Origin of the sequence: Pseudomonas sp. RIT778 (assembly GCF_019718735.1) — a bacterium.
Classification (GTDB): domain Bacteria; phylum Pseudomonadota; class Gammaproteobacteria; order Pseudomonadales; family Pseudomonadaceae; genus Aquipseudomonas; species Aquipseudomonas aphyarum.
Genome location: NZ_JAIHBA010000022.1, coordinates 59,154 through 82,428, shown reverse-complemented (window position 1 = coordinate 82,428; position 23,275 = coordinate 59,154). Strand labels below are relative to the sequence as shown.

Sequence of the window (23,275 nt, the reverse complement as noted above, 5' to 3'; positions counted from 1 at the left end):
TTTCGGTAACGAAACTGTAACATTCGCATCCGCAGTCAAAACAAGAAATCTGGAGCTCTTGAATGTTTGCTTTCTTTCGTCCTGCCGCACATCAGGCTCCATTGCCTGAAGAAAAAATCGACAGCACCTACCGACGCCTGCGTTGGCAGATCTTCGCCGGCATCTTCTTTGGCTACGCGGGTTACTACCTGCTGCGCAAGAACTTCTCGCTGGCCATGCCGTACCTGATCGACGAAGGCTACAGCCGTGGCGATCTGGGCCTGGCGATGTCGGCCATCGCCATCGCCTACGGTCTGTCCAAGTTCCTCATGGGCCTGGTGTCCGACCGCTCCAACCCGCGTTACTTCCTGCCATTCGGCCTGCTGGTATCGGCCGGGGTCATGTTCATTTTCGGTTTCGCGCCTTGGGCAACCTCCAGCGTGACCATGATGTTCATCCTGCTGTTCATCAACGGTTGGGCCCAGGGCATGGGTTGGCCGCCGAGCGGACGCACGATGGTGCACTGGTGGTCGCAGAAGGAACGTGGCGGCGTGGTGTCGGTGTGGAACGTGGCGCATAACGTCGGTGGCGGCCTGATCGGCCCGCTGTTCCTGATCGGCATGGGCCTGTTCAACGACTGGCACGCAGCGTTCTACGTCCCGGCCGCTGTGGCTCTGGCGGTAGCGGTGTTCGCTTTCGTGACCATGCGCGACACCCCGCAGTCGGTCGGCCTGCCGCCGATCGAGAAGTACAAGAACGACTACCCGGAAGGCTACGACGCCAGCCACGAAGACGAATTCAGCGCCAAGGAAATCTTCGTCAAATACGTGCTGCGCAACAAAATGCTCTGGTACATCGCCATGGCCAACGTCTTCGTCTACCTGCTGCGCTACGGCGTGCTGGACTGGGCGCCGACCTACCTGAAGGAAGCCAAGGGTTTCACCGTGGATAAAACCTCGTGGGCCTATTTCTTCTACGAGTGGGCGGGGATTCCGGGCACGCTGCTGTGCGGCTGGATGTCGGACAAGATCTTCCGTGGCAACCGTGGCCTGACCGGCATGGTGTTCATGGCACTGGTGACCGTGGCGACGCTGGTGTACTGGCTGAACCCGGCCGGCAACCCGACCGTCGACATGATCGCGCTGTTCTCCATCGGCTTCCTGATCTACGGCCCGGTGATGCTGATCGGCCTGCAGGCCCTGGAACTGGCACCGAAGAAAGCCGCCGGCACTGCCGCAGGCTTCACCGGTCTGTTCGGTTATCTGGGTGGTTCGGTCGCGGCCAGTGCAGCAATGGGCTACACCGTGGACCATTTCGGCTGGGATGGCGGTTTCGTGCTGCTGGTGGGCGCTTGCCTGCTGTCGATGGCCTTCCTGGCCCCGACCCTGTGGCACAAGCAAGTCGCCAGTCAGAGCCGCGAAGCAGTCGCCTGATCGGCCTTTGACTTACAGCGCTTGAGCCGCGCCTCCAGATTCCGGTCTGGCATGGCGTGGCTGCGCAGGGCGTGAGCGGTCTGCTCGACATAATCGCGAGTGGTGCCGTAACGCCCGCAAGCGCTTTCGAACACCTGGCTCAGCACATGATCCGGCAAGTTGCCGGCATAGCTGGGCAGGTGTCGCTCCAATACGAATCCCAAGGCCTGAACCTGGCTGCCATCTTCGAGTCGGCAGTTGAGCCAGTGTGGCCGATAGGACGGGAACGGCATCTCGCGTTTCCACAACGCATACAGCGCGCTGTCCAGATTGTCTTCCGGCAACCGGTAGGCGAAGCCGCTGCACGAGCCGCCGCGATCCAGACCGAAGACCAAACCGGGCATTTCCGGCGTGCCGCGATGTTCGTGGGACCACAGGTACAAACCGCGATGGTAGCCATGGACTCGCCCGCGCATCCGCTCGACGGCGGAGCATTCCGGCCGCCAGATCAGCGAGCCGTAGGCGAACAGCCACACCGGCCCGCCCTTGTGGCGCGCCATGGTCGATTGCATGGAAGCGAGAAGTTGTTCGTGCGTCAGCTGCGGCCCAAGATCGAGCCGCGGAGGGTAAGCCAGGTTCAGAAAAGCGTTTTCAATGGCGCTCATGGCGAATAGCGTTCAGCTCCCCGCGGGTGAAGAATTACTTAATAGAACGCACCGCTGTAACAATAAGGCACATATGTTTTAAGGCAATTTGAGTGCCATGGCACAGTTCTTAATTGATTGCCTGATTGATATATAACCTACCGGCATTTATGCAATTACATAAATACCGATCGGCTATATAGAGAGTTATAACGAACTTACGAGCGAGGCGCGTAAGCGAACACATCCGCACGCATCTGATGGGCATCCATCCCCGCTTCCACCAGCGCATCCAGCGTGCCGTAGACCATGGCCGGCGAGCCGCTGGCATAGACGTGCAGCGGTTTCAGATCGGGGAAATCCTCACAGACCGCTTCGTGCAACATGCCACAGCGCCCTTCCCAGCCGCACTGGTCACTGACGACCTTGTGCAGGAACAGATTGGGCAACTTCAGCCATTCGTCCCAATGTTCGATTTCGTAAAAATCTTCCGGACGACGCACGCCCCAGTACAAGTGCACCGGATGTTTGAAGCCATTGGCCCGGCAATGTTCGATCAGGCTGTGGATCTGGCCCATGCCGGTGCCGGCGGCGATCAGCACCAGCGGCCCGTCCGGCAGTTCCGCCAGATGGGTGTCGCCGAACGGCAGCTCGACCCGCACCATCGGGTTGCGCGTGAGCTGATCGATCAGGCTCAGCGCACTGGATTCGCGCGCCAGCACATGGATTTCCAGATCGCGCCCGCCGTGGGGCGCCGAGGCCATGGAGAACGCCGACTTCTCGCCGCTCTCGCGCTCGATCATCAAGTATTGGCCAGCGTGGTAGCGCGGCGGCTTGCCGGCCGGTGCCCGCAGGCGCACACGAAAGGTATCGCCACCGACATCCCGGCATTCGATGACCTGACACGACACGCTGCGCACGGGCAGTTCTCCCAGCGCGAGCACGCCATCCCACAGCACGATGCAGTCTTCCAGCGGCTCCGCTATGCAAGTGTAGAACTCGCCGTGGTCGTGCACCTTGCCGGCCTGTTCGACCCGGCCTTCCACCAGCAGCGCCGCACACACATGGCAATTGCCGTTGCGACAGCTTTGCGGGCATTCGTAGCCCAGGCGCCGCGCACCATCGAGAATCCGCTCTCCGGGCTGTATCTCGAGCACCGCTCCGGAGGGCTGCAGGGTTACACGCATCAATCTATTCCTAACTGATTCCAGATGGCATCGATCCGTTGGGTGACGGCGTCATCCTTGACGATGACGCGGCCCCACTCGCGAGTGGTTTCGCCCGGCCACTTGTGGGTGGCGTCCAGGCCCATCTTCGAGCCGAGCCCCGACACCGGCGAGGCGAAGTCGAGGTAGTCGATCGGCGTGTTGTCGATCATCACCGTGTCGCGCTTGGGGTCCATGCGCGTGGTGATGGCCCAGATCACGTCGTTCCAGTCACGCGCGTTGATGTCGTCGTCGGTGACGATAACGAACTTGGTGTACATGAACTGTCGCAAAAACGACCAGACACCCAACATCACGCGCTTGGCGTGGCCCGGATACGACTTCTTCATCGTCACCACGGCCATGCGGTACGAGCAGCCTTCCGGCGGCAGGTAGAAGTCGGTGATCTCCGGAAACTGCTTTTGCAGGATCGGCACGAACACTTCGTTCAGCGCCACGCCGAGAATCGCCGGCTCATCCGGCGGACGGCCGGTGTAGGTGCTGTGGTAGATCGGCTTGATCCGGTGGGTAATACGCTCGACGGTGAACACCGGGAAGCTGTCGACTTCGTTGTAGTAACCGGTGTGGTCACCGTACGGGCCTTCATCGGCCATCTCGCCCGGATGGATCACGCCTTCAAGAATGATTTCGGCAGTGGCCGGCACTTGCAGGTCGTTGCCACGGCACTTCACCAGTTCCGTGCGGCTGTCGCGCAGCAGACCGGCGAAGGCGTATTCGGAGAGGCTGTCCGGCACCGGAGTAACGGCGCCGAGAATGGTCGCCGGATCCGCGCCAAGGGCCACGGACACCGGGAACGGCTGCCCCGGATGCTTCTCGCACCACTCACGGAAATCCAGCGCGCCGCCACGGTGGCTGAGCCAGCGCATGATGACCTTGTTGCGGCCGATCACTTGCTGACGGTAGATGCCGAGATTCTGCCGATCCTTGTTCGGGCCTTTGGTGACCGTCAGGCCCCAGGTGATCAGCGGCGCCACGTCGCCCGGCCAGCAGGTCTGTACCGGCAGCATCGCCAGATCGACGTCATCGCCTTCGATGACCACTTCCTGGCACGGCGCGTCTTTAACGACTTTCGGTGCCATCGCGATGATTTTGCGGAAGATCGGCAGCTTCGACCACGCGTCCTTCAAGCCCTTCGGCGGCTCAGGTTCCTTGAGGAACGCCAGCAGCTTGCCGATTTCGCGCAGCTCGCTGACCGACTCGGCGCCCATGCCCATGGCCACCCGCTCGGGAGTGCCGAACAGGTTGCCGAGCACCGGGATGTCGTAACCGGTCGGCTTCTCGAACAGCAGCGCCGGGCCCTTGGCCCGCAGCGTGCGGTCGCACACCTCGGTCATCTCCAGCACCGGCGAGACGGGAATCTGGATGCGTTTCAACTCTCCGCGCTGCTCAAGCTGCTGCACGAAATCCCGAAGATCCTTGAATTTCATTGACGATGGCACCCTCAAAATAGGCGTACATCCTACCTGCTATGCCGGTCGCTGGCAGCCCGTCACTGCTTACTTGGCTGCATTCGCCTGACCTTTTCCGAGATTTGCCCTGGCCTGCAGCCCGACAAACAGCGGTTCGAGGATCGGCGCCACGAAGCGCGCGCCGACTTCCGACAGGTGATTGTCATCGGTGTACAGCGAGTAACCACCGAGCTCGGCACGGCACAGGCCGCTTTCATCGCACAGCTTCGGCGCCGGATCGATGACTCGCACCGCCGGGTCTTTTGCCAGATCGGCGAACAGCTGACTGATGAACGCCTGGCGCTTGTGGTGTTCGGCGACATTCAGCCCGACGTCATCCACCGGGCGATCCAGCATCGCCAGCCGCGTCAGGCGGTACGGCGGACTGAAAGCCTGCAACGGCACCTCTTTCACCAGCCAGACCCGATGCCCACCGGCTCGCAACTGCGCCACCCGTGCACGAAGGCCTTCGGCCAGACGCTGCTCGGCGATGACCCGGTCGTAATGTCCGTCGGCTGCTTTCAATGCGTGATCCAGGCCACTTTTCGTGTCGCCATAGAGATACAGGCTCCAGCGCGCGACCAGCACCACATCGCTGACTCTCTGCGGCTTGAGTGCCTGTTCGACCCGCTGATTGAACCGCACGCAGTGGGCGTCATGCTCAATTCCCGCCACCGGAACGCAACCGGCCGAACTGGCGAGGATTACGCTGACGCCATGGGCTTTGGCGCCATCGTCGAACACCGGAATCAGCGCGGTGGCATGGCTGTCACCCCAGACCAGCGCACGTGACGGACGGTCCTGCTGGCCGTAGCGGCAGAACAGTTTGTCATCCGGCGTCTTGTCGTCGGCCAGGCATGCCATCAGTTCCGGCCGCCATTCGCGGCCCTTGGCGTATTGCAGCGCCTGATCGGACAGGCGCCACGGCAGGCCATCGGTCCAGCGCAGGGTTTGCCCTGCCAGCCCGAGCACCAGCACGCCGCAGGCACCCGCCAGGAGAATCTGCCGACGCCCGGCCAGCAAACGCCGCTCGCGAAACGGCGTCTCGACGAATTTCCACGACAGATAACCCAGCACCAGGGTCAGCAGGATCAGCCCGGCACTGTCGAAGGCGCTCGGTTCCTCGACGCTGGCGTAGCTGGAAAACACGAACACCGGCCAGTGCCACAGGTACCAGGAATAGGAAATCAGACCCAGGCCGACCATGACCCGGCTGCTCAAGAATTGACCCACCCAGGTCTGGCGATGACCGTTGGCCAGGATCAGCAGCACGACGCCAAGCACCGGCAGCAATGCGGCCGCACCGGGGAACGGCGTACGCTTGTCGAAACCGAACACCGCCAACAGAATCAGGCCCATGCCGAGCAGGCTCAACAGTTGTGCGGCCATCGGCTTGAGGCGCCAGGCATGCTTCGGCGCGATCGCCAGCATCGCACCGGCCAACAGCTCCCACGCCCGCATCGGCAACAGAAAGAAGGCTTTTTCCGGGTGATGATGGACCGCCCATACACTCAACCCGAACGAAACGAGCAAGATGCCGAACAGCGCAAGCCGCCAGTGTTTCAAGCGGCTCGACATCAGGGTCAGCAACAGCGGAAAGACGATGTAGAACTGCTCCTCCACCGCCAGCGACCAGGTATGCAGCAGCGGTTTGAGGTCCGAGGCAACATCGAAATAGCCGTCCTGGCGCATGAACAGAATGTTCGAGACGAACATCACCTGATAGCGCACCGAGCGCCCGAGTTCTTCGTAGTCCTTGGGCGCCAGCAGGAACCAACCCACCGCCAGCACCGCAATGATCATCGCAAACAGCGCCGGCAGAATCCGCCGCGCTCGCCGCGACCAGAACTCGACGAAGCTGAACCTGCCCGCCTGGCGCTGGTTCCAGATGATCGAGGTGATGAGGTAGCCGGAGATCACGAAAAACACGTCCACGCCGACAAAACCGCCGGTAATTCCGGGGACGCCAAAATGGAACAACACCACGGCAATTACAGCGACTGCGCGCAAGCCGTCGATATCCCTTCGATAAGCGAGTGTGCTCATAAATCCTTGATGCCAATCAGATGGTTATTTTTGTACAGCCTTGAATGCTGCTTCTTTGTTTTGCCAACTCAATGACCTTACCAGATCGCAAACCTCCCATCGTCCCGGACAGAAAACAGGCAAAAAAAATGGCGCCCCCTGAGGGACGCCATTTTCTGAATCAACCGACGATGTTACTTGCGCTTCATCGACAGGAAGAATTCGTCGTTGGTCTTGGTCGTTTTCAGCTTGTCGACCAGGAACTCGATGGCCGCCACTTCGTCCATCGGGTGCAGCAGCTTGCGCAGGATCCACATACGCTGCAGTTCGTCGTCGGCGGTCAACAGCTCTTCGCGACGGGTACCGGACTTGTTGATGTTGATGGCCGGGAACACACGTTTCTCGGCGATACGACGGTCCAGTGGCAGCTCCATGTTGCCGGTGCCCTTGAACTCTTCGTAGATCACTTCGTCCATCTTCGAGCCGGTTTCAACCAGCGCGGTGGCGATGATGGTCAGCGAGCCGCCTTCTTCGATGTTGCGCGCAGCGCCGAAGAAACGCTTCGGTTTCTCCAGGGCGTGGGCATCGACACCACCGGTCAGCACCTTGCCGGAGCTCGGGATCACGGTGTTGTAGGCACGGGCCAGACGGGTGATGGAGTCGAGCAGGATCACCACGTCCTTCTTGTGTTCGACCAGGCGCTTGGCCTTCTCGATCACCATTTCAGCCACTTGCACGTGACGGGTCGGCGGCTCGTCGAAGGTCGAGGCAACCACTTCGCCGCGCACGGTGCGCTGCATTTCGGTCACTTCTTCCGGACGTTCGTCGATCAACAGCACGATCAGGTGAACTTCAGGATTGTTACGGGCGATGTTCGCTGCAATGTTCTGCAGCATGATCGTTTTACCGGCTTTCGGCGGTGCAACGATCAGACCACGCTGGCCTTTGCCGATCGGGGCGCACAGGTCGATCACACGACCGGTGAGGTCTTCGGTGGAACCGTTGCCGGCTTCCATCTTCATGCGCACGTTCGGGAACAGCGGGGTCAGGTTCTCGAAGAGAATCTTGTTCTTCGCGTTCTCAGGGCGATCGAAGTTGATCGTGTCGACCTTGAGCAGGGCGAAATAACGCTCGCCTTCCTTCGGAGGGCGGATCTTGCCAACGATGGTGTCACCGGTGCGCAAGTTGAAACGGCGGATCTGGCTCGGCGAGACGTAGATGTCGTCAGGACCGGCAAGGTAGGAAGCGTCAGCGGAGCGCAGGAAGCCGAAGCCGTCCTGGAGAATCTCCAGCACGCCATCACCGGAGATTTCCTCACCGCTTTTAGCGTGCTTTTTCAGCAGGGAGAAAATCACGTCCTGCTTGCGCGAACGGGCCATATTTTCTATGCCCATCTGTTCGGCCAATTCGAGCAGTTCGGTAATCGGCTTTTGCTTGAGTTCAGTCAGATTCATATAGGAATGACGTAATCATTTATGGAGGGGGGAAATTAAGCTTTTGGCTTAATGAGGCCGCGCCGCGGAGAAGGCGACAGGATCGCGTACTTATTCGAAATGGAGTGCGTCGGCGACGGCTAGCAGGGGGCAGTGGAGAAACCAGTGCGGGGCCGAATGTATCACCTGAGTTTCGGAGCGTCTAGCCCTGAATACGCAAAAAGCCCCGCAATTTGCGGGGCTTTTTGAGGACAATCTTTACCGCGACGCTTAGATGTTGGCGTCGAGGAAAGCAGCCAGTTGCGACTTCGACAGAGCGCCGACCTTGGTCGCTTCCACGTTGCCGTTCTTGAACAGCATCAGGGTCGGAATACCACGTACGCCGTGCTTGGCAGGGGTTTCCTGGTTTTCGTCGATGTTCAGTTTGGCAACGGTCAGCTTGCCTTTGTAAGTCTCTGCAATCTCGTCCAGAACCGGAGCGATCATTTTGCAAGGGCCGCACCATTCAGCCCAGTAGTCGACCAGGACAGCGCCTTCGGCCTTGAGTACGTCGGCTTCGAAGCTAGCGTCGCTAACGTGTTTGATCAGATCGCTGCTCATGGAATTCTCCAGGTTGTAAGCAAAAAAACGTGGCCCATCATAGCCGCCCTTCCCTTGTTCAGGAAGCCGCAGATGATTGAGTCTTGCTATGGCACTCGATGAGTTTGGGTATAGCTCAAGTCACGCGCTGGCGGGGGCGATGAAGGAAATTCCGGTGCGCAGGGCCGCGTTGCGCACGTGCTCCTGCATGGCTTTCTGCGCGGCGGCAGAGGCCCGGCGGGCCAGGGCGCGGAGGATCTTGCGGTGTTCCTGCCAGGTTTCCATGGCCCGTTCCGCGCGGATGAACGGTAGTTTCTGGCTCTCCAGAAAGATGTCGGCGCTGGCGGTGAGGATGCTCAGCATCGCCTGATTGCCGCTGGCCAGCAGGATTCGCCGGTGGAATTCGAAATCCAGTTTCGCCGCTGCCTCGAAATCGCCGGCGCGCAGTTGCTCGCGCATGGCGGCGACGTTGTCTTCCAGTTCGTCCAGATCAAACGTACTCAGCGTCACCGCCGCCAGACCGGCCGCGAACCCTTCCAGCGCGTAGCGCAACTGAAAGATTTCCAGCGGCGAAGCCTGGGCGGCAAACGGCCAGGCCGGAGCGCCCTCGCCGCGCGGCAATTCCACCGGCGCCTGCACGAACACGCCCTTACCCGGCTGAATGCTGACCACGCCCAGCGCACTCAAGGACGACAACGCCTCACGCAATGACGCGCGACTGACGCCCAGCTGAACCGCCAGATCCCGTTGCGAAGGCAGCGCATCGCCGGGGCCGAAGCCCTGCTCGGTAATCAGTTTGCGGATCGCTTGCAGCGCCACTTCGGGTACGGCGCGGGAGATCGAGTTCATGGTTTTCCAGACGGACCAGGCCAAGGTGCGGCCAGTTGTAAAGCTATTCGAGGCATCAGGCAAGTCGTGCCCCAGCGGGGTTCGACGGTGCGCATCGATGCGCTATCGCAGTGCGAAACCCGACCTGACTGTTCAGACCAGTAAGACCGAACAAACCCGCTAAACCCGTGGCTTTGCGGGGCCGAATCGCTGTCTTGGCACGACCCATGCTCTGTCCGATCGCAGAATTCACTTCCCGCCGATCCGGAGATTGTCCATGACGAAGCGTTACAGCGCCCTCCTCGCCGCCCTGTTTGCCGGTCTGATGCTGAGCCAGGCCCCCGCCCATGCCGACGGTCTGGATGACGTGGTCAAACGCGGCACCTTGAAAGTCGCCGTGCCCCAGGACTTTCCGCCGTTCGGTTCGGTCGGCCCGGACATGAAGCCGCGCGGCCTCGATATCGACACCGCGAAACTGCTGGCCGAGCAGCTCAAGGTCAAACTCGAACTGACCCCGGTCAACAGCACCAACCGCATCCCGTTCCTCACCACCGGCAAGGTCGACCTGGTGATTTCCAGCCTCGGCAAGAACCCCGAGCGCGAGAAGGTCATCGATTTTTCTCGCGCCTACGCGCCGTTCTACCTCGCCGTGTTCGGCCCGCCGGACGCAGCCGTCAGCACCCTCGACGATCTCAAGGGCAAGACCATCAGCGTCACCCGTGGCGCCATCGAAGACATCGAGCTGACCAAGGTCGCCCCCGAAGGCGTGACCATCAAACGCTTCGAAGACAACAACTCGACCATCGCCGCCTACCTCGCAGGGCAAGTCGACCTGATCGCCAGCGGCAACGTGGTGATGGTCGCGATCAGTGAAAAGAACCCGAAACGCGTCCCCGCGCTGAAAGTGAAGCTCAAGGACTCGCCGGTCTACGTCGGCGTGAACAAGAACGAGCCGGCGCTGCTGGGCAAGGTCAACGAGATCCTGGCCACCGCCAAGGCTGACGGCGCGCTGGAAAAGAACGCGCAGACCTGGCTCAAAGAGCCGCTGCCGGCCGACCTCTGACCGGCGACGCGGGAGACTTTCATGGCCTATCAGTTCGATTTCTTGCCGGTGGTGGAAAACACCGACCTGCTGCTGCGCGGGGCGCTGTTCACCCTCGAGCTGACGGCCATCGGCGCGCTGCTCGGGGTTGGCGTGGGCATCGTCGGGGCGCTGGTGCGGGCGTGGAACATCCGCCCGTTCTCGACGATCTTCGGCGTTTATGTGGAGTTGATCCGCAACACGCCATTCCTGGTGCAACTGTTCTTCATCTTCTTCGGCCTGCCGTCCCTCGGTGTACAGATTTCCGAGTGGCAAGCGGCGGTGCTGGCGATGGTGATCAACCTCGGCGCGTACTCGACCGAGATCATCCGCGCCGGCATCCAGGCGATTCCGCGCGGGCAGCTGGAAGCAGCGGCGGCATTGGCGATGAGCCGTTTCGAAGCGTTCCGCCACGTGGTACTGCTGCCTGCGCTGGGCAAGGTCTGGCCGGCGCTTAGCAGCCAGATCATCATCGTCATGCTCGGGTCGGCAGTGTGTTCGCAGATTGCCACCGAAGAGTTGAGCTTCGCCGCCAACTTCATTCAGTCACGCAACTTCCGCGCCTTTGAAACCTACGCCCTGACCACCCTCATTTATCTGTGCATGGCGCTGCTGATCCGTCAGCTGTTGAACTGGCTCGGCCGGCGTTACCTGTCGAAAAGCAGTGCAAGGAGCAGCCAATGAGCGACTTCACGTTCTGGGACATCCTGCGCAACCTGCTGACCGGCCTGCAATGGACGCTGGCGCTGTCGCTGGTGGCGTTCATCGGCGGCGGGATCGTCGGGTTGCTGATCCTGATCATGCGCATCTCGAAAAACCCGCTGCCCAGCAGCATCGCCCGCACCTGGATCGAACTGTTCCAGGGCACCCCGCTGTTGATGCAGCTGTTTCTGGTGTTCTTCGGCGTGGCGCTGGCCGGGGTGGAGATTTCGCCGTGGATGGCGGCGGCGATTGCCCTGACGCTGTTCACCAGCGCCTATCTGGCGGAGATCTGGCGCGGCTGTGTGGAGGCGATTCCCAATGGTCAGTGGGAAGCTTCGTCGAGCCTGGCGTTGAATCCGCTGGAGCAACTGCGCTACGTGATCCTGCCGCAAGCGCTGCGCATTGCCGTGGCGCCGACCGTGGGTTTCTCGGTGCAAGTGGTCAAGGGCACCGCCGTGACCTCGATCATCGGCTTCACCGAGCTGACCAAGACCGGCGGCATGCTCGCCAACGCCACCTTCGAACCGTTCATGGTCTACGGCCTCGTCGCCGCCGGCTACTTCCTGCTCTGCTACCCCCTGTCCCTCAGTGCGCGCTACCTGGAAAGGAGACTGCATGCCTCTGCTTAGAATTTCCGCCCTGCATAAATACTACGGCGATCACCACGTGCTCAAAGGCATCGACCTGAGCGTCGAGGAAGGCCAGGTGGTGGCGATTATCGGCCGCAGCGGCTCGGGCAAATCCACCCTGCTGCGCACCCTCAACGGCCTGGAGTCGATCAACGACGGCGTGATCGAAGTCGACGGCGAATACCTCGACGCCGCACGCGCCGATCTGCGCAGCCTGCGGCAGAAAGTCGGGATGGTGTTTCAGCAGTTCAACCTGTTTCCGCACCTGACCGTCGGCGAAAACGTGATGCTCGCGCCGCAAGTGGTGCAGAAAGTGCCCAAGGCCAAGGCGCAAGAGCTGGCGCGGCAGATGCTGGAGCGCGTCGGCCTGGGTGAAAAGTTCGATGCGTTCCCGGAACGCCTCTCGGGCGGCCAGCAACAGCGCGTGGCGATTGCCCGGGCGCTGGCAATGTCGCCGAAGGTGCTGCTGTGCGACGAGATCACCTCGGCGCTGGACCCGGAGCTGGTCAATGAAGTGCTCAGCGTGGTCCGCCAGCTCGCTAAAGAAGGCATGACGCTGATCATGGTCACCCACGAAATGCGCTTCGCCCGGGAGGTCGGGGACAAGCTGGTGTTCATGCACCAGGGCAAGGTGCACGAGGTGGGAGATCCGAAAGTGCTGTTTGCCGATCCGCAGACGCCGGAGCTGGCGAATTTCATTGGCACGGCTGAAGCGACAGCCTGAGGGCTCTGCGGGGGCCTGACGGACGCATTCGCGAGCAAGCTCGCTCCCACAAAGGAACGCGTACCCCTGTGGGAGCGAGCTTGCTCGCGAATGGCCGCGCCGCGGTCTTGAGACTTTATGCGCTGAATCAAGGGTTTGAACCATGCGCGTTGGCGGCAGCGTTTGATCGTGGCACGATGTCGGGGTTATCGACCGAGACCCCCTGACCATGCCGCAATCCCAAGCCAAGAATCTGTCCCTGATCGCCGCGATCGACCTGGGCTCCAACAGCTTCCATATGGTCGTGGCCAAGGCCCAGAACGGCGAAATCCGTATTCTCGAACGGCTCGGTGAAAAGGTTCAGCTGGCCGCCGGCATCGACGATGAGCGCCAGCTCAACGAAGAATCCATGCAGCGCGGGCTCGACTGCCTCAAGCGCTTTGCCCAACTGATCAACGGCATGCCGCTGGGCGCCGTGCGGATCGTCGGCACCAACGCCCTGCGCGAGGCGCGCAACCGTGGCGAATTCATCCGCCGCGCCGAAGAAATCCTCGGCCATCCGGTGGAAGTCATCTCCGGCCGTGAAGAGGCCCGCCTGATCTACCTCGGCGTGTCCCACACCCTCGCCGACACTCCGGGCAAACGCCTGGTCGCCGACATCGGCGGCGGCAGTACCGAATTCATCATCGGCCAGCGTTTCGAACCGTTGCTGCGCGAAAGCCTGCAAATGGGGTGCGTGAGTTTCACCCAGCGCTATTTCAAGGACGGCAAGATCACCCCGGCCCGCTACGCCCAGGCGTACACGGCGGCGCGGCTGGAAATCATGAGTATCGAACACGCCCTGCACCGCCTGACCTGGGATGAAGCCATCGGCTCCTCGGGCACCATCCGCGCCATCGGCCTGGCGCTGAAGGCCGGCGGCCACGGCACCGGCGAAGTGAATGCCGAAGGTCTGGCGTGGCTCAAGCGCCGCCTGTTCAAGCTGGGCGATGTCGACAAGATCGATTTCGAAGGCATCAAGCCGGATCGCCGGGCGATCTTCCCGGCGGGCCTGGCGATTCTCGAAGCGATCTTCGACGCCCTCGAACTGCAACGCATGGATCACTGCGAAGGCGCGCTGCGTGAAGGCGTGCTCTACGACCTGCTCGGCCGCCATCACCACGAAGACGTGCGCGAACGCACCCTGACCTCGCTGATGGAGCGCTACCACGTCGATCTGGAACAGGCCGCACGGGTCGAGCGCAAAGCCTTGCACGCGTTTGATCAAGTGGCCGTGGACTGGGAGCTGGACGACGGCATCTGGCGCGAACTGCTGGGCTGGGCGGCGAAAGTGCACGAAGTCGGGCTCGACATCGCTCACTATCACTACCACAAGCACGGCGCTTACCTGATCGAGCACTCGGACCTCGCCGGCTTCTCCCGCGAAGACCAGCAAATGCTCGCCCTGCTGGTGCGCGGCCACCGCCGCAACATCCCCAAAGACAAGTTCGCCGAGTTCGGCGACGACGGCGACAAGCTGATCCGCCTGTGCGTGCTGTTGCGCTTTGCCATCCTGTTCCACCACATCCGTGGCACCCAGGCGATGCCGCAAGTGGCACTGCATGCCAACGGCAGCAACCTCGACGTGGAATTCCCGGAGAACTGGCTGGATGAAAACCAGCTGACCCAGGCGGATTTCGGGCTTGAGGCCGAGTGGCTGACGCGGGTGGGGATTGTTCTGACCGTGCATTGAGTAACGGGCAGGCACAAAAAAGGCGATCCGGATGGATCGCCTTTTTTATGGCTTTAAAACCTGCGGTCAGCTGCTGACCGGCAAAATCGGGCTACCCAACCGCTCCAGCAACGTCGCCTGCGCACTGCGCGGGTTCTGGTTGCCGGTCGGCGTGTTGCGGATGTAGCGGCCGTCCGATTGCAGGCTCCAGCTGTGGGTGTTGTCGGTCAGGTACAGCTCCAGCTCTTTCTTGACCCGGGTCAGCAGCTTCTTGCCTTCCACCGGGAAGCAAGTCTCGACGCGCTTGTCGAGGTTGCGCTCCATCCAGTCGGCGCTGGACAGGAACATCTGCTCCTCGCCACCGTTGAGGAAGTAGAACACTCGGGTGTGTTCAAGGAAGCGACCGATGATCGAGCGCACGTGGATGTTGTGCGAAACCCCGGCGATGCCCGGACGCAGGCAGCACATGCCGCGCACCACCAGATCGATGCGCACGCCGGACTGGCTGGCCTTGTACAGCGCGCGGATGATCTTCGGATCGGTCAGCGAGTTGAACTTGGCGATGATGTGCGCCGGCTTGCCGTCGAGCGCGAATTGCGTCTCGCGCAGGATCATGTCGAGCATGCCCTTCTTCAGGGTGAACGGCGCATGCAGCAGCTTCTTCATGCGCAACGTTTTACCCATGCCGATCAACTGGCTGAACAGTTTGCCGACGTCTTCGCACAAGGCGTCGTCGGAGGTCAGCAGGCTGTAGTCGGTGTACAGACGGGCGTTGCCGGCGTGGTAGTTACCGGTGCCGAGGTGCGCGTAACGCACGATCTCGCCGGCCTCGCGACGCAGGATCAGCATCATCTTGGCGTGGGTCTTGAAGCCCACCACGCCATAGATCACCACCGCACCCGCCGCTTGCAGACGGCTGGCCAGTTGCAGGTTGGATTCTTCGTCGAAGCGCGCACGCAGCTCGATGACCGCCGTCACTTCCTTGCCGTTACGCGCGGCGTCCACCAGCGCATCGACAATTTCCGAGTTGGCGCCGGAGCGGTACAGGGTCTGGCGCACGGCCAGAACGTGCGGGTCCTTGGCGGCCTGGCGCAGCAGGTCGACCACCGGGGTGAACGACTCGAACGGGTGCAGCAGCAGGATGTCCTGCTTGCTGATCACGCTGAAAATGTTCTCGCTGTTCTGCAGCAGTTTCGGGATCTGCGGCGTGAACGGCGTGTATTGCAGCTCCGGATGGCTGTCCAGACCGGTGATGCTGAACAGACGCGTCAGGTTCACCGGACCGTTGACCTGATACAGCTCGGTTTCGCTCAGGTTGAACTGCTTGAGCAGGTAGTCCGACAGGTGTTTCGGGCAGGTGTCGGCGACTTCCAGGCGCACGGCGTCACCGTAACGACGGGAGAACAGCTCGCCACGCAGGGCGCGGGCCAGGTCTTCGACGTCTTCGGAGTCGAGCGCAAGGTCGGCGTTTCGGGTCAGACGGAACTGGTAGCAGCCTTTAACCTTCATGCCCTGGAACAGGTCATCGGCGTGGGCGTGGATCATCGACGACAGGAACACATAGTTGTCGCCAGGGCCGCCGACTTCTTCCGGCACCTTGATGATCCGCGGCAGCAGACGTGGCGCAGGGATGATCGCCAGACCGGAGTCGCGACCGAAGGCGTCGATGCCTTCGAGCTCGACGATGAAGTTCAGGCTCTTGTTCACCAGCAACGGGAACGGGTGCGTCGGGTCGAGGCCGATCGGGGTGATGATCGGTGCGATCTCGTCGCGGAAATAGCGGCGCACCCAGGTCTTGAGCTTGGTCGTCCAGTTGCGCCGGCGGATGAAACGCACCTGATGCTTTTCCAGCTCCGGCAGCAGGATGTCGTTGAGGATCGCGTACTGGCGGTCGACATGACCGTGCACCAGCTCGCTGATGCGGGCCAGGGCCTGATGCGGTTGCAGGCCATCGGCGCCGGCCTGTTCACGGGCGAAGGTGATTTGTTTCTTGAGGCCGGCGACGCGGATTTCGAAGAATTCGTCGAGGTTGCTGGAGAAGATCAGCAGGAACTTCAGCCGCTCCAGCAACGGATAGGACTCGTCCAGCGCCTGTTCCAGCACGCGGATGTTGAACTGCAGTTGCGACAACTCACGGTGGATGTACAGGCTGCTGTCATCCAGGCCGGGAATCGCGATCGCCGGAACCGCCGCGGCAGGCTCGGTTGCCGGCGCGGGTGGCGCTGGCTCCAGTTCCGGCGGGGTTTCGGTAATCTGCTCGACCACGGGTTGAGCTTCTTTTACGGCAACTTCAGTGAGTCCTTCGGTATTCATCGAATGTTCCTGGGAGGGCTATTTCTGCTCTCGTAACAATTGAGCGGCACGGACAGCAAAGTAAGTCAGGATGCCATCGGCGCCGGCACGTTTAAAGGCGGTCAGGGATTCGAGGATCACGCCTTCGCTCAACCAGCCATTCTGGATCGCCGCCATGTGCATGGCGTATTCGCCGCTAACTTGATAGACGAAGGTCGGCACTTTGAAGGCATCTTTTACCCGGAACAAAATGTCCAGGTACGGCATGCCGGGTTTGACCATGACCATGTCCGCGCCTTCAGACAAGTCCGCGCCCACTTCGTGCAGCGCTTCGTCGCTGTTGGCCGGGTCCATCTGATAGGAGGCCTTGTTCGCCTTGCCCAGGTTCGCGGCCGAACCCACGGCATCGCGGAACGGGCCGTAATAGGCGCTCGCGTACTTGGCCGAGTAGGCCATGATCCGCACGTTGACGTGACCGGCCAGCTCCAACGCTTCGCGGATCGCCTGAATGCGGCCGTCCATCATGTCCGACGGGGCAACCACCTGGGCGCCGGCAGCGGCGTGAGACAACGCCTGTTTGACCAGTGCATCGACAGTGATGTCGTTCTGCACATAGCCTTCTTCATCGAGAATGCCGTCCTGACCGTGGGTGGTGAACGGGTCGAGGGCGACGTCGGTGATCACGCCCAGCTCGGGGAATCGGTCACGCAGGGCACGGGTGGCGCGCTGGGCGATACCTTCGGGATTCCAGGCTTCGGCGGCATCGAGGGATTTGAGTTCGGGCGGGGTAACCGGGAACAGCGCCAGCGCCGGGATTCCCAGTTCGACCCATTTGGCGGCTTCTTCAAGCAGCAGGTCGATGGTCAGGCGCTCGACACCCGGCATCGAGGCCACGGCTTCGCGACGGTTTTCACCGTCGAGCACGAACACCGGCAGGATCAGGTCATCGACCGTCAACACATTCTCACGCACCAGCCTCCGTGAAAAATCATCACGGCGATTGCGACGCAGGCGGGTGGCAGGGAAAAGACGGTTGGCTGGGGTAAAGCTCACGGCAGACTCCTGAGCCCGCGCAAACGGGCGAGCGTGACAGTTATAGATGGCCATTATGACCAACGTATTACAGTTATGTGCACCCCTGCGACAGGTAGTCGCTTTCCATTGTCCGTGTAGGAAATGTTCACGTCGAGACACATTTCGACACTTTCCTGAATGTGTCCGAAGGGTTAGGCTGCGCGTTCATTTCGCCAGCACCCAGACAATGCTCCAACAATTTCTGCATGACTTCGGCTACTTTGCCCTGTTTCTCGGCACGTTTTTCGAAGGCGAAACCATCCTGGTGCTCGCGGGCTTCCTCGCGTTCCGTGAATACATGGACATCAAACTGGTGGTGGTCGTGGCGTTCTTCGGCAGCTATGCCGGCGATCAGCTGTGGTACTTCCTGGGCCGCAAGCACGGGCGCAAGTTGCTGGCGCGCAAACCGCGCTGGCAGATGATGGGCGACCGCGCGCTGGAACACATCCGCAAGCACCCGGACATCTGGGTCCTGAGCTTCCGCTTTGTGTACGGCCTGCGCACGGTGATGCCGGTGGCGATCGGCCTGTCGGGCTATCCGCCGGGACGTTATCTGCTGCTGAACGGCATCGGCGCTGCGATCTGGGCCACCGCCCTGGCCGCTGCCGCCTACCATTTCGGCGCCGTGCTCGAAGGCATGCTCGGCAGCATCAAGAAGTATGAATTGTGGGTACTGGGCGCGCTGCTGGTGCTTGGCCTGGGCCTGTGGCTGCGCCGCCGGTTCAAGAATGCCCGGCTGGCGAAAAAGGTCTACGAGGAAGAGCAGGCCGAGCAACTGGCCAAGGCCGAACGGCACAAAGCCGAAATGGCCAAGGCCGCCGACCCTAAGACGCCAGCCGAGTAAGGCGCTGGCGGCAGCAATACAGCCCGATGCCGCTGAGCAGGCTGTAACTGAGCAGGCCGACCCACATCCCCGGGCTGGCCGACCAGAGTCCGACCAGCGGCGCCAGCCACACCAGCGGCAGGTTCGATGCCAGCCGCAGCACTTCCAGCCTCCCCGCCCACGGGCGATTCTCCAGGGCCACGCCCAACACGAACAAACCGAACGCCATCGCGCCCCAGCCGAGCAGCAATGCGCCGGTGGGCAGACTGCGTTCCAGATTCAGCAGATAACTGCCAAGCGCCACATACACGCCGAACTGCAAACCCACGTACCACTGCTGACGACTGTCCAGCGGCACCTCGAATTTGCGGAACTGACTCAGGTCCGGCTTGCTCATCGGGTACTTCGCCGCGACGTCTGCCGGACGCCAGCCGGTGCGCATGAACCAGATCCGGATCTTGTCCCACGTGCGCTCGGCCCGGCGCGCGTCATCCCATAGCTGCGCGTAAAACTGCAGGTTGGCCCACAACGGATTCCAGCTCGCCAGCGGCGTGGTCACGCCGAAAATCACCGGCTCGTTGTCGTCCTCTTCCTGAAACGAGCCAAACAGACGGTCCCAAATAATGAACACCCCGCCGTAGTTGCGATCCATGTAGAGAGCGTTCTGTGCATGGTGGGCCCGATGATTGGACGGCGTGACGAAGCACCACTCGAACCAGCCGAGCTTGGGAATGTGCCGGGTGTGGACCCAGAACTGGTAGAGCAGATTCAGCGCCGCGACACTGACGAACACCAGCAGCGGCACCCCGAGCACCGCCATCGGCAGGTAGAAAATCCAGCCCAGCAGAAACCCGGTACTGGTCTGGCGCAAGGCCGTGGAAAGGTTGTAGTCCTCGCTCTGGTGATGCACCGAATGCGCGGCCCAGAGGATGTTGCGTTCATGGCCCATGCGATGCAGCCAGTAATAGCAGAAGTCATAGAGGACAAAGGCAAACACCCAGACCCAGACGCTGTCCGCCGGCAACCTGAGCAGCGCCAGATGCTCCAGGGCAAACGCATAGGTCACCAGGCCCACACCCTTGGTCAACAGGCCGGTGGTGGTCGACAACACCCCGGTGCTGATGCTGTTCACCGCATCGGCCAGGCGATAGTTGCTCACCCCACGCCAGCGGTCGGCGATGAGCTCCGCCGCCATCAATACGAAGAAAAACGGCACCGCATACAGAATGAAGTTCATGTCGCGCCCTGATCTAGATCCGTGTGGACAGATCCTAGGTGTAGCCGCGGCTAGACCCTATGGCAACGAACGACAAATTAGTGGACATTTAGCGCCATGAATCTGGAGAGAAACCCATGAGCAAAAAAGTTGCAGTGATCCTGTCCGGTTGCGGCGTGTACGACGGCGCCGAGATCCACGAGAGCGTCATCACCCTGTTGCGCCTCGACCAGCGCGGCGCCCAGGTGCAGTGCTTCGCCCCGAACATCGCGCAATTGCATGTGATCAACCACCTGACCGGCGAAGAAATGCCCGAATCGCGCAACGTGCTGGTGGAATCGGCACGCATCGCCCGGGGCAACGTCAAGGATCTGCGTGAGGCCGATGTCGAGGACTTCGATGCGCTGATCGTGCCCGGCGGTTTTGGTGCGGCGAAGAACCTGTCGAACTTCGCCATCGAAGGCGCCGGCTGCACCGTGCAGCCGGAAGTGCTGGCGCTGGCCGAAGCCTTTGCCGAAGCGGGCAAACCTGTTGGCCTGATCTGCATCTCGCCGGCGCTGGCCGCGAAGATCTACGGCCCGGGCGTGACCTGCACCATCGGCAACGACGCCGACACGGCCGCCGCCATGAACAAGATGGGCGCCACCCACGAAGACTGCGCGGTGACCGATATCATCGAAGACAAGGCGCGCAAACTGGTGACCACCCCGGCGTACATGCTGGCGCAGACGATCAGCGAGGCGGCTTCGGGGATCAACAAGCTGGTGGATCGGGTGTTGGAACTGACCCACGAAAACGACGCCTGACCGGCGATAGTGATCGTTCCCACGCTCCGCGTGGGAATGCAGCCTTGGACGCTCCGCGTCTGCCTTGCATCGGCGGTGAGGCTGGGACGCGGAGCGTCCCGAGAGGCATTCCCACGCAGAGCGTGGGAACGATCAATGTTCAGGTTTTGCGGGTGAGCCTGGTGAGGATCCGGTCCAGCGCATTGGCGAACGCCTGCTTCTCCCGGTCACCGAACGGTGCCGGACCGCCGCTGACCTGGCCCTGTTCACGCAGGTCAGTGAACAGATTGCGAGTCGCCAGCCGCTCACCCATGTTCTGCGCGTCGAACTCCTTGCCTCGCGGGTCCAGCGCTGCAACGCCCTTCTTCACCAACCGGTCGGCCAGCGGGATGTCGCTGCAGATCACCAGTTCGCCCGGCACCGCGTGTTCCACCAGATAATCATCCGCCGCATCCGGGCCGCTCGGCACCACGATCAGCTTGACGATCGCCAGCGCCGGTTTGCTCTGCGGCTGCCCCGCCACCAGCACCACTTCGAAGCGGCGCTTGAGAGCGAACTTGACCACCAGCTCCTTGGCCATCTTCGGGCAGGCGTCGGCATCGATCCATACGCGCATGTTTTCTACCTCCAAAAAATTCGCGAGCAAGCTCGCTCCCACAGATTACGCACCAACCCTGTGGGAGCGAGCTTGCTCGCGAATATGAGCGCAGCGAATGCCTTTAAGCAGCAGTCACCCTACGTTTTTCAGCCACCCAGCTACGACCATACAGCACGATAATCGCCGCAATCGCCACGGCCTGCGCCGTCAGCGAGTACGCATCGGCATGAATCCCCAGCCAGTCGAAATCGAAGAACGCCACCGGGCGGGTGCCGAAGATCCCGGCTTCCTGCAACGCCTTCACGCCGTGGCCGGCGAATACCACCGACAACGCGCAGAGCAGCGCTGCGTTGATGCTGAAGAACAGCGTCAGCGGCAGTTTCGCCGAGCCGCGCAAGATCACCCACGCCAGACCGAACAGCAGCACCAGCGCCGTCGCGCCGCCAGCGAGTACCGCGTTATGCCCGGCGGGACCGGCCTGCAGCCACAGGGTTTCGTAGAACAGGATCACTTCGAACAGCTCGCGGTACACCGAGAAGAACGCCAGGATCGCGAAACCGAAACGCCCGCCTCCACCCACCAGGCTCTGCTTGATGTAATCCTGCCAGGCCGCCGCGTGCCGACGGTCGTGCATCCACACGCCGAGCCACAACACCATGACGCTGGCGAACAGCGCCGTGGCGCCTTCCAACAGTTCACGCTGGGAGCCGCTGACATCGATCACATACGCCGCCAGTGCCCAGGTGCCGAGGCCGGCGAGCAGCGCCAGCCCCCAGCCGACGTTGACGCTGCGCACCGCCGATTGCTGGCCGGTGTTGCGCAGGAACGCGAGGATCGCCGCCAGCACCAGAATCGCTTCCAGACCTTCGCGCAACAGAATCAGCAAACCGGAGATGTAGCTCAGCGACCAACTCAGACCATCGCTTCCCAACAGGCCGGCGGATTCCTTGAGTTTGGCCTTGGCCGCGTCCAGACGCTGCTCGGCCTGCTCCACCGGCAAACCATCCTGCAGCGATTGCCGATAAGCCATCAGGGATTTTTCGGTGTCCTTGCGCACGTTGGCGTCGACGTTGTCCAGCGAGCTTTCGACCAGTTCGAAGCCTTCCAGATACGCCGCCACCGACAGGTCATAGGCCTGATCGTGCTCACCGGCGCGGTACGCCGCCAGGCTCTTGTCCAAAGTTGCGGCAGTGTAGTCGAGCAACTGCGCCGGGCCGCGCTTGATCTGCGGCGGCTGCGCCCGCTGGACACGGAAGATCGCGGCGGCTTCAGCGCCTTCGGCAGCTTGCACTTCGGCCGGGGTCTGGCGGGCCAGGTCGGCGATGTTGTAGGTCTTGTCGGATTTGGCCGTGGCCGGATCGGCGCTGAACTGCGCGATGTAGGTCGCCAGATCCCAGCGCTGACGGTTATCCAGCTGATCGGCGAAGGCTGGCATGTCAGTGCCTTCGACGCCTTGACCGAGAGTGCTGTAGATCGCGTACAGGCTCAGGTGATCCATCCGCGCAGCGTCGCGCAGATTGGCCGGCGCCGGCGTCATGCCGAGACCCGCCGGGCCGTCGCCGGCACCCGCATCGCCGTGGCACACCGAGCAGTTTTGCGCGTACAGCGGCGCACCACGGGTCGGGTCAGGCGTGATAATCGGGGCCTGGCTGACTTCATAAGCCACCGCCAGTTTTGCCCCCAATTGCCGGGCCTGACGGGCGACGTCCGCGCCGTCCTGTTTCGCCGTGATCGCGGCGTGCAAGGCGGTGACGCCCTGCTCCAGCGCCGCTTTCTCAGGCTTGGCCGGCAGGCCGGCGATCAGCCCTTGCAGCACCTGGGTGAATTCCAGCTGCTCGCGGTACTCGCCGTCGTCGATGACTTTGCCTGCCGCTACCGTTGGCGGGTAATCGGCGCTGATGTAATCGAGCAGGTGCAGCGCTTGCGGCGCGCCTTCCACGGTGTCGGCCAGTAGATTGAAGCTGCTCAGGGCGCACAACGGGAACACCAGCCAGGCCAGAAATCGGGACGCGGCAGTCATGAATGAGTCTCAAATGGAAATGCGAAGTTACATATTGTTCACGTCGAGCGCGTTTCCCTCAAGCTTT

Annotated in this window: 20 protein-coding genes; 8 read left to right on the top strand and 12 right to left on the bottom strand. The window is 61.8% G+C overall.

The annotated features are described in order from the left end of the window. Positions 1-62 precede the first annotated feature (62 nt). Complete coding sequence (glpT, locus tag K5E37_RS16545) at positions 63-1,412, top strand: glycerol-3-phosphate transporter (RefSeq protein ID WP_007951819.1); 1,350 nt, start codon at positions 63-65, stop codon at positions 1,410-1,412. Here the strand turns inward: glpT and K5E37_RS16540 are convergent. The 7 genes from K5E37_RS16540 to K5E37_RS16510 all read right to left on the bottom strand — a co-directional run bounded on the left by K5E37_RS16540 (position 1,388) and on the right by K5E37_RS16510 (position 9,595). After that, positions 1,388-2,056, bottom strand: a complete 669-nt coding sequence (locus K5E37_RS16540) for a gamma-glutamylcyclotransferase (RefSeq protein WP_085606027.1) — start codon at positions 2,054-2,056, stop codon at positions 1,388-1,390. The genes glpT and K5E37_RS16540 overlap by 25 nt on opposite strands. Positions 2,057-2,253: 197 nt before the next feature. Then, complete coding sequence (locus tag K5E37_RS16535) at positions 2,254-3,222, bottom strand: CDP-6-deoxy-delta-3,4-glucoseen reductase (RefSeq protein ID WP_085606029.1); 969 nt, start codon at positions 3,220-3,222, stop codon at positions 2,254-2,256. Continuing rightward, entirely contained in the window at positions 3,222-4,688 is a 1,467-nt protein-coding gene (gene ubiD, locus K5E37_RS16530; protein WP_007951823.1) for a 4-hydroxy-3-polyprenylbenzoate decarboxylase, read from the bottom strand. The genes K5E37_RS16535 and ubiD overlap by 1 nt, the downstream gene beginning before the upstream one ends. A 69-nt stretch (positions 4,689-4,757) precedes the next feature. After that, on the bottom strand, positions 4,758-6,755 hold the full coding sequence (locus K5E37_RS16525; RefSeq protein WP_221534516.1) for an acyltransferase family protein: 1,998 nt from the start codon (positions 6,753-6,755) through the stop codon (positions 4,758-4,760). Positions 6,756-6,928: 173 nt separating this feature from the next. Beyond that, complete coding sequence (rho, locus tag K5E37_RS16520) at positions 6,929-8,188, bottom strand: transcription termination factor Rho (protein ID WP_007951825.1); 1,260 nt, start codon at positions 8,186-8,188, stop codon at positions 6,929-6,931. Between the two features lie 249 nt (positions 8,189-8,437). Beyond that, the gene (trxA, locus tag K5E37_RS16515; protein WP_003206727.1) at positions 8,438-8,767 is read right to left on the bottom strand and encodes a thioredoxin TrxA; all 330 of its coding nucleotides are present in this window, start codon (positions 8,765-8,767) and stop codon (positions 8,438-8,440) included. A 120-nt stretch (positions 8,768-8,887) separates the two neighbouring features. After that, a complete protein-coding gene (locus tag K5E37_RS16510) occupies positions 8,888-9,595 on the bottom strand; it encodes a FadR/GntR family transcriptional regulator (RefSeq protein ID WP_007951828.1) in 708 nt (235 codons plus the stop codon). A 256-nt stretch (positions 9,596-9,851) separates the two neighbouring features. Between K5E37_RS16510 and K5E37_RS16505 the strand changes: the two genes are divergently transcribed. The 5 genes from K5E37_RS16505 to ppx all read left to right on the top strand — a co-directional run bounded on the left by K5E37_RS16505 (position 9,852) and on the right by ppx (position 14,421). Beyond that, the gene (locus tag K5E37_RS16505; RefSeq protein WP_085689913.1) at positions 9,852-10,637 is read left to right on the top strand and encodes a transporter substrate-binding domain-containing protein; all 786 of its coding nucleotides are present in this window, start codon (positions 9,852-9,854) and stop codon (positions 10,635-10,637) included. 21 nt (positions 10,638-10,658) lie between these two features. Next, the gene (locus K5E37_RS16500) at positions 10,659-11,339 is read left to right on the top strand and encodes an amino acid ABC transporter permease (RefSeq protein WP_085606035.1); all 681 of its coding nucleotides are present in this window, start codon (positions 10,659-10,661) and stop codon (positions 11,337-11,339) included. Next, positions 11,336-11,986, top strand: coding sequence for an amino acid ABC transporter permease (locus K5E37_RS16495; protein WP_085606037.1), 651 nt, complete (start codon positions 11,336-11,338; stop codon positions 11,984-11,986). The genes K5E37_RS16500 and K5E37_RS16495 overlap by 4 nt, the downstream gene beginning before the upstream one ends. Next, positions 11,973-12,710, top strand: coding sequence for an amino acid ABC transporter ATP-binding protein (locus K5E37_RS16490; protein ID WP_221534513.1), 738 nt, complete (start codon positions 11,973-11,975; stop codon positions 12,708-12,710). The genes K5E37_RS16495 and K5E37_RS16490 overlap by 14 nt, the downstream gene beginning before the upstream one ends. Before the next feature lie 208 nt (positions 12,711-12,918). After that, positions 12,919-14,421 carry an exopolyphosphatase gene (gene ppx, locus K5E37_RS16485; protein ID WP_085606039.1) on the top strand — a complete coding sequence of 501 codons (1,503 nt, stop codon included), beginning with the start codon at positions 12,919-12,921 and terminating at the stop codon, positions 14,419-14,421. 66 nt (positions 14,422-14,487) lie between these two features. Here the strand turns inward: ppx and ppk1 are convergent, their stop codons facing one another. Together ppk1 and hemB are read right to left on the bottom strand one after the other, a co-directional pair. Continuing rightward, positions 14,488-16,713 carry a polyphosphate kinase 1 gene (ppk1, locus tag K5E37_RS16480; protein ID WP_007951835.1) on the bottom strand — a complete coding sequence of 742 codons (2,226 nt, stop codon included), beginning with the start codon at positions 16,711-16,713 and terminating at the stop codon, positions 14,488-14,490. A gap of 18 nt (positions 16,714-16,731) precedes the next feature. Continuing rightward, the gene (gene hemB / locus K5E37_RS16475; RefSeq protein WP_007951836.1) at positions 16,732-17,745 is read right to left on the bottom strand and encodes a porphobilinogen synthase; all 1,014 of its coding nucleotides are present in this window, start codon (positions 17,743-17,745) and stop codon (positions 16,732-16,734) included. A 208-nt stretch (positions 17,746-17,953) separates the two neighbouring features. Between hemB and K5E37_RS16470 the strand changes: the two genes are divergently transcribed. Then, positions 17,954-18,610: a DedA family protein gene (locus K5E37_RS16470; RefSeq protein WP_085606041.1), complete on the top strand. Its 657-nt coding sequence runs from the start codon at positions 17,954-17,956 to the stop codon at positions 18,608-18,610. Here the strand turns inward: K5E37_RS16470 and K5E37_RS16465 are convergent. Beyond that, positions 18,591-19,826 (bottom strand): sterol desaturase family protein, encoded by a 1,236-nt coding sequence (locus tag K5E37_RS16465; protein ID WP_221534511.1) that lies wholly within the window; start codon positions 19,824-19,826, stop codon positions 18,591-18,593. The two genes, K5E37_RS16470 and K5E37_RS16465, sit on opposite strands and share 20 nt — an antisense overlap. Before the next feature lie 116 nt (positions 19,827-19,942). On the opposite strand from K5E37_RS16465, the gene elbB reads away from it, so the two are divergent. Continuing rightward, positions 19,943-20,611: an isoprenoid biosynthesis glyoxalase ElbB gene (elbB, locus tag K5E37_RS16460; protein ID WP_085606045.1), complete on the top strand. Its 669-nt coding sequence runs from the start codon at positions 19,943-19,945 to the stop codon at positions 20,609-20,611. A gap of 139 nt (positions 20,612-20,750) precedes the next feature. On the opposite strand, the gene K5E37_RS16455 is transcribed toward elbB, so the two are convergent. Next, entirely contained in the window at positions 20,751-21,206 is a 456-nt protein-coding gene (locus K5E37_RS16455; RefSeq protein WP_064384054.1) for a YaiI/YqxD family protein, read from the bottom strand. Positions 21,207-21,309: 103 nt separating this feature from the next. Further along, positions 21,310-23,208 (bottom strand): FTR1 family protein, encoded by a 1,899-nt coding sequence (locus K5E37_RS16450; protein ID WP_221534509.1) that lies wholly within the window; start codon positions 23,206-23,208, stop codon positions 21,310-21,312. Positions 23,209-23,275 lie beyond the last annotated feature (67 nt).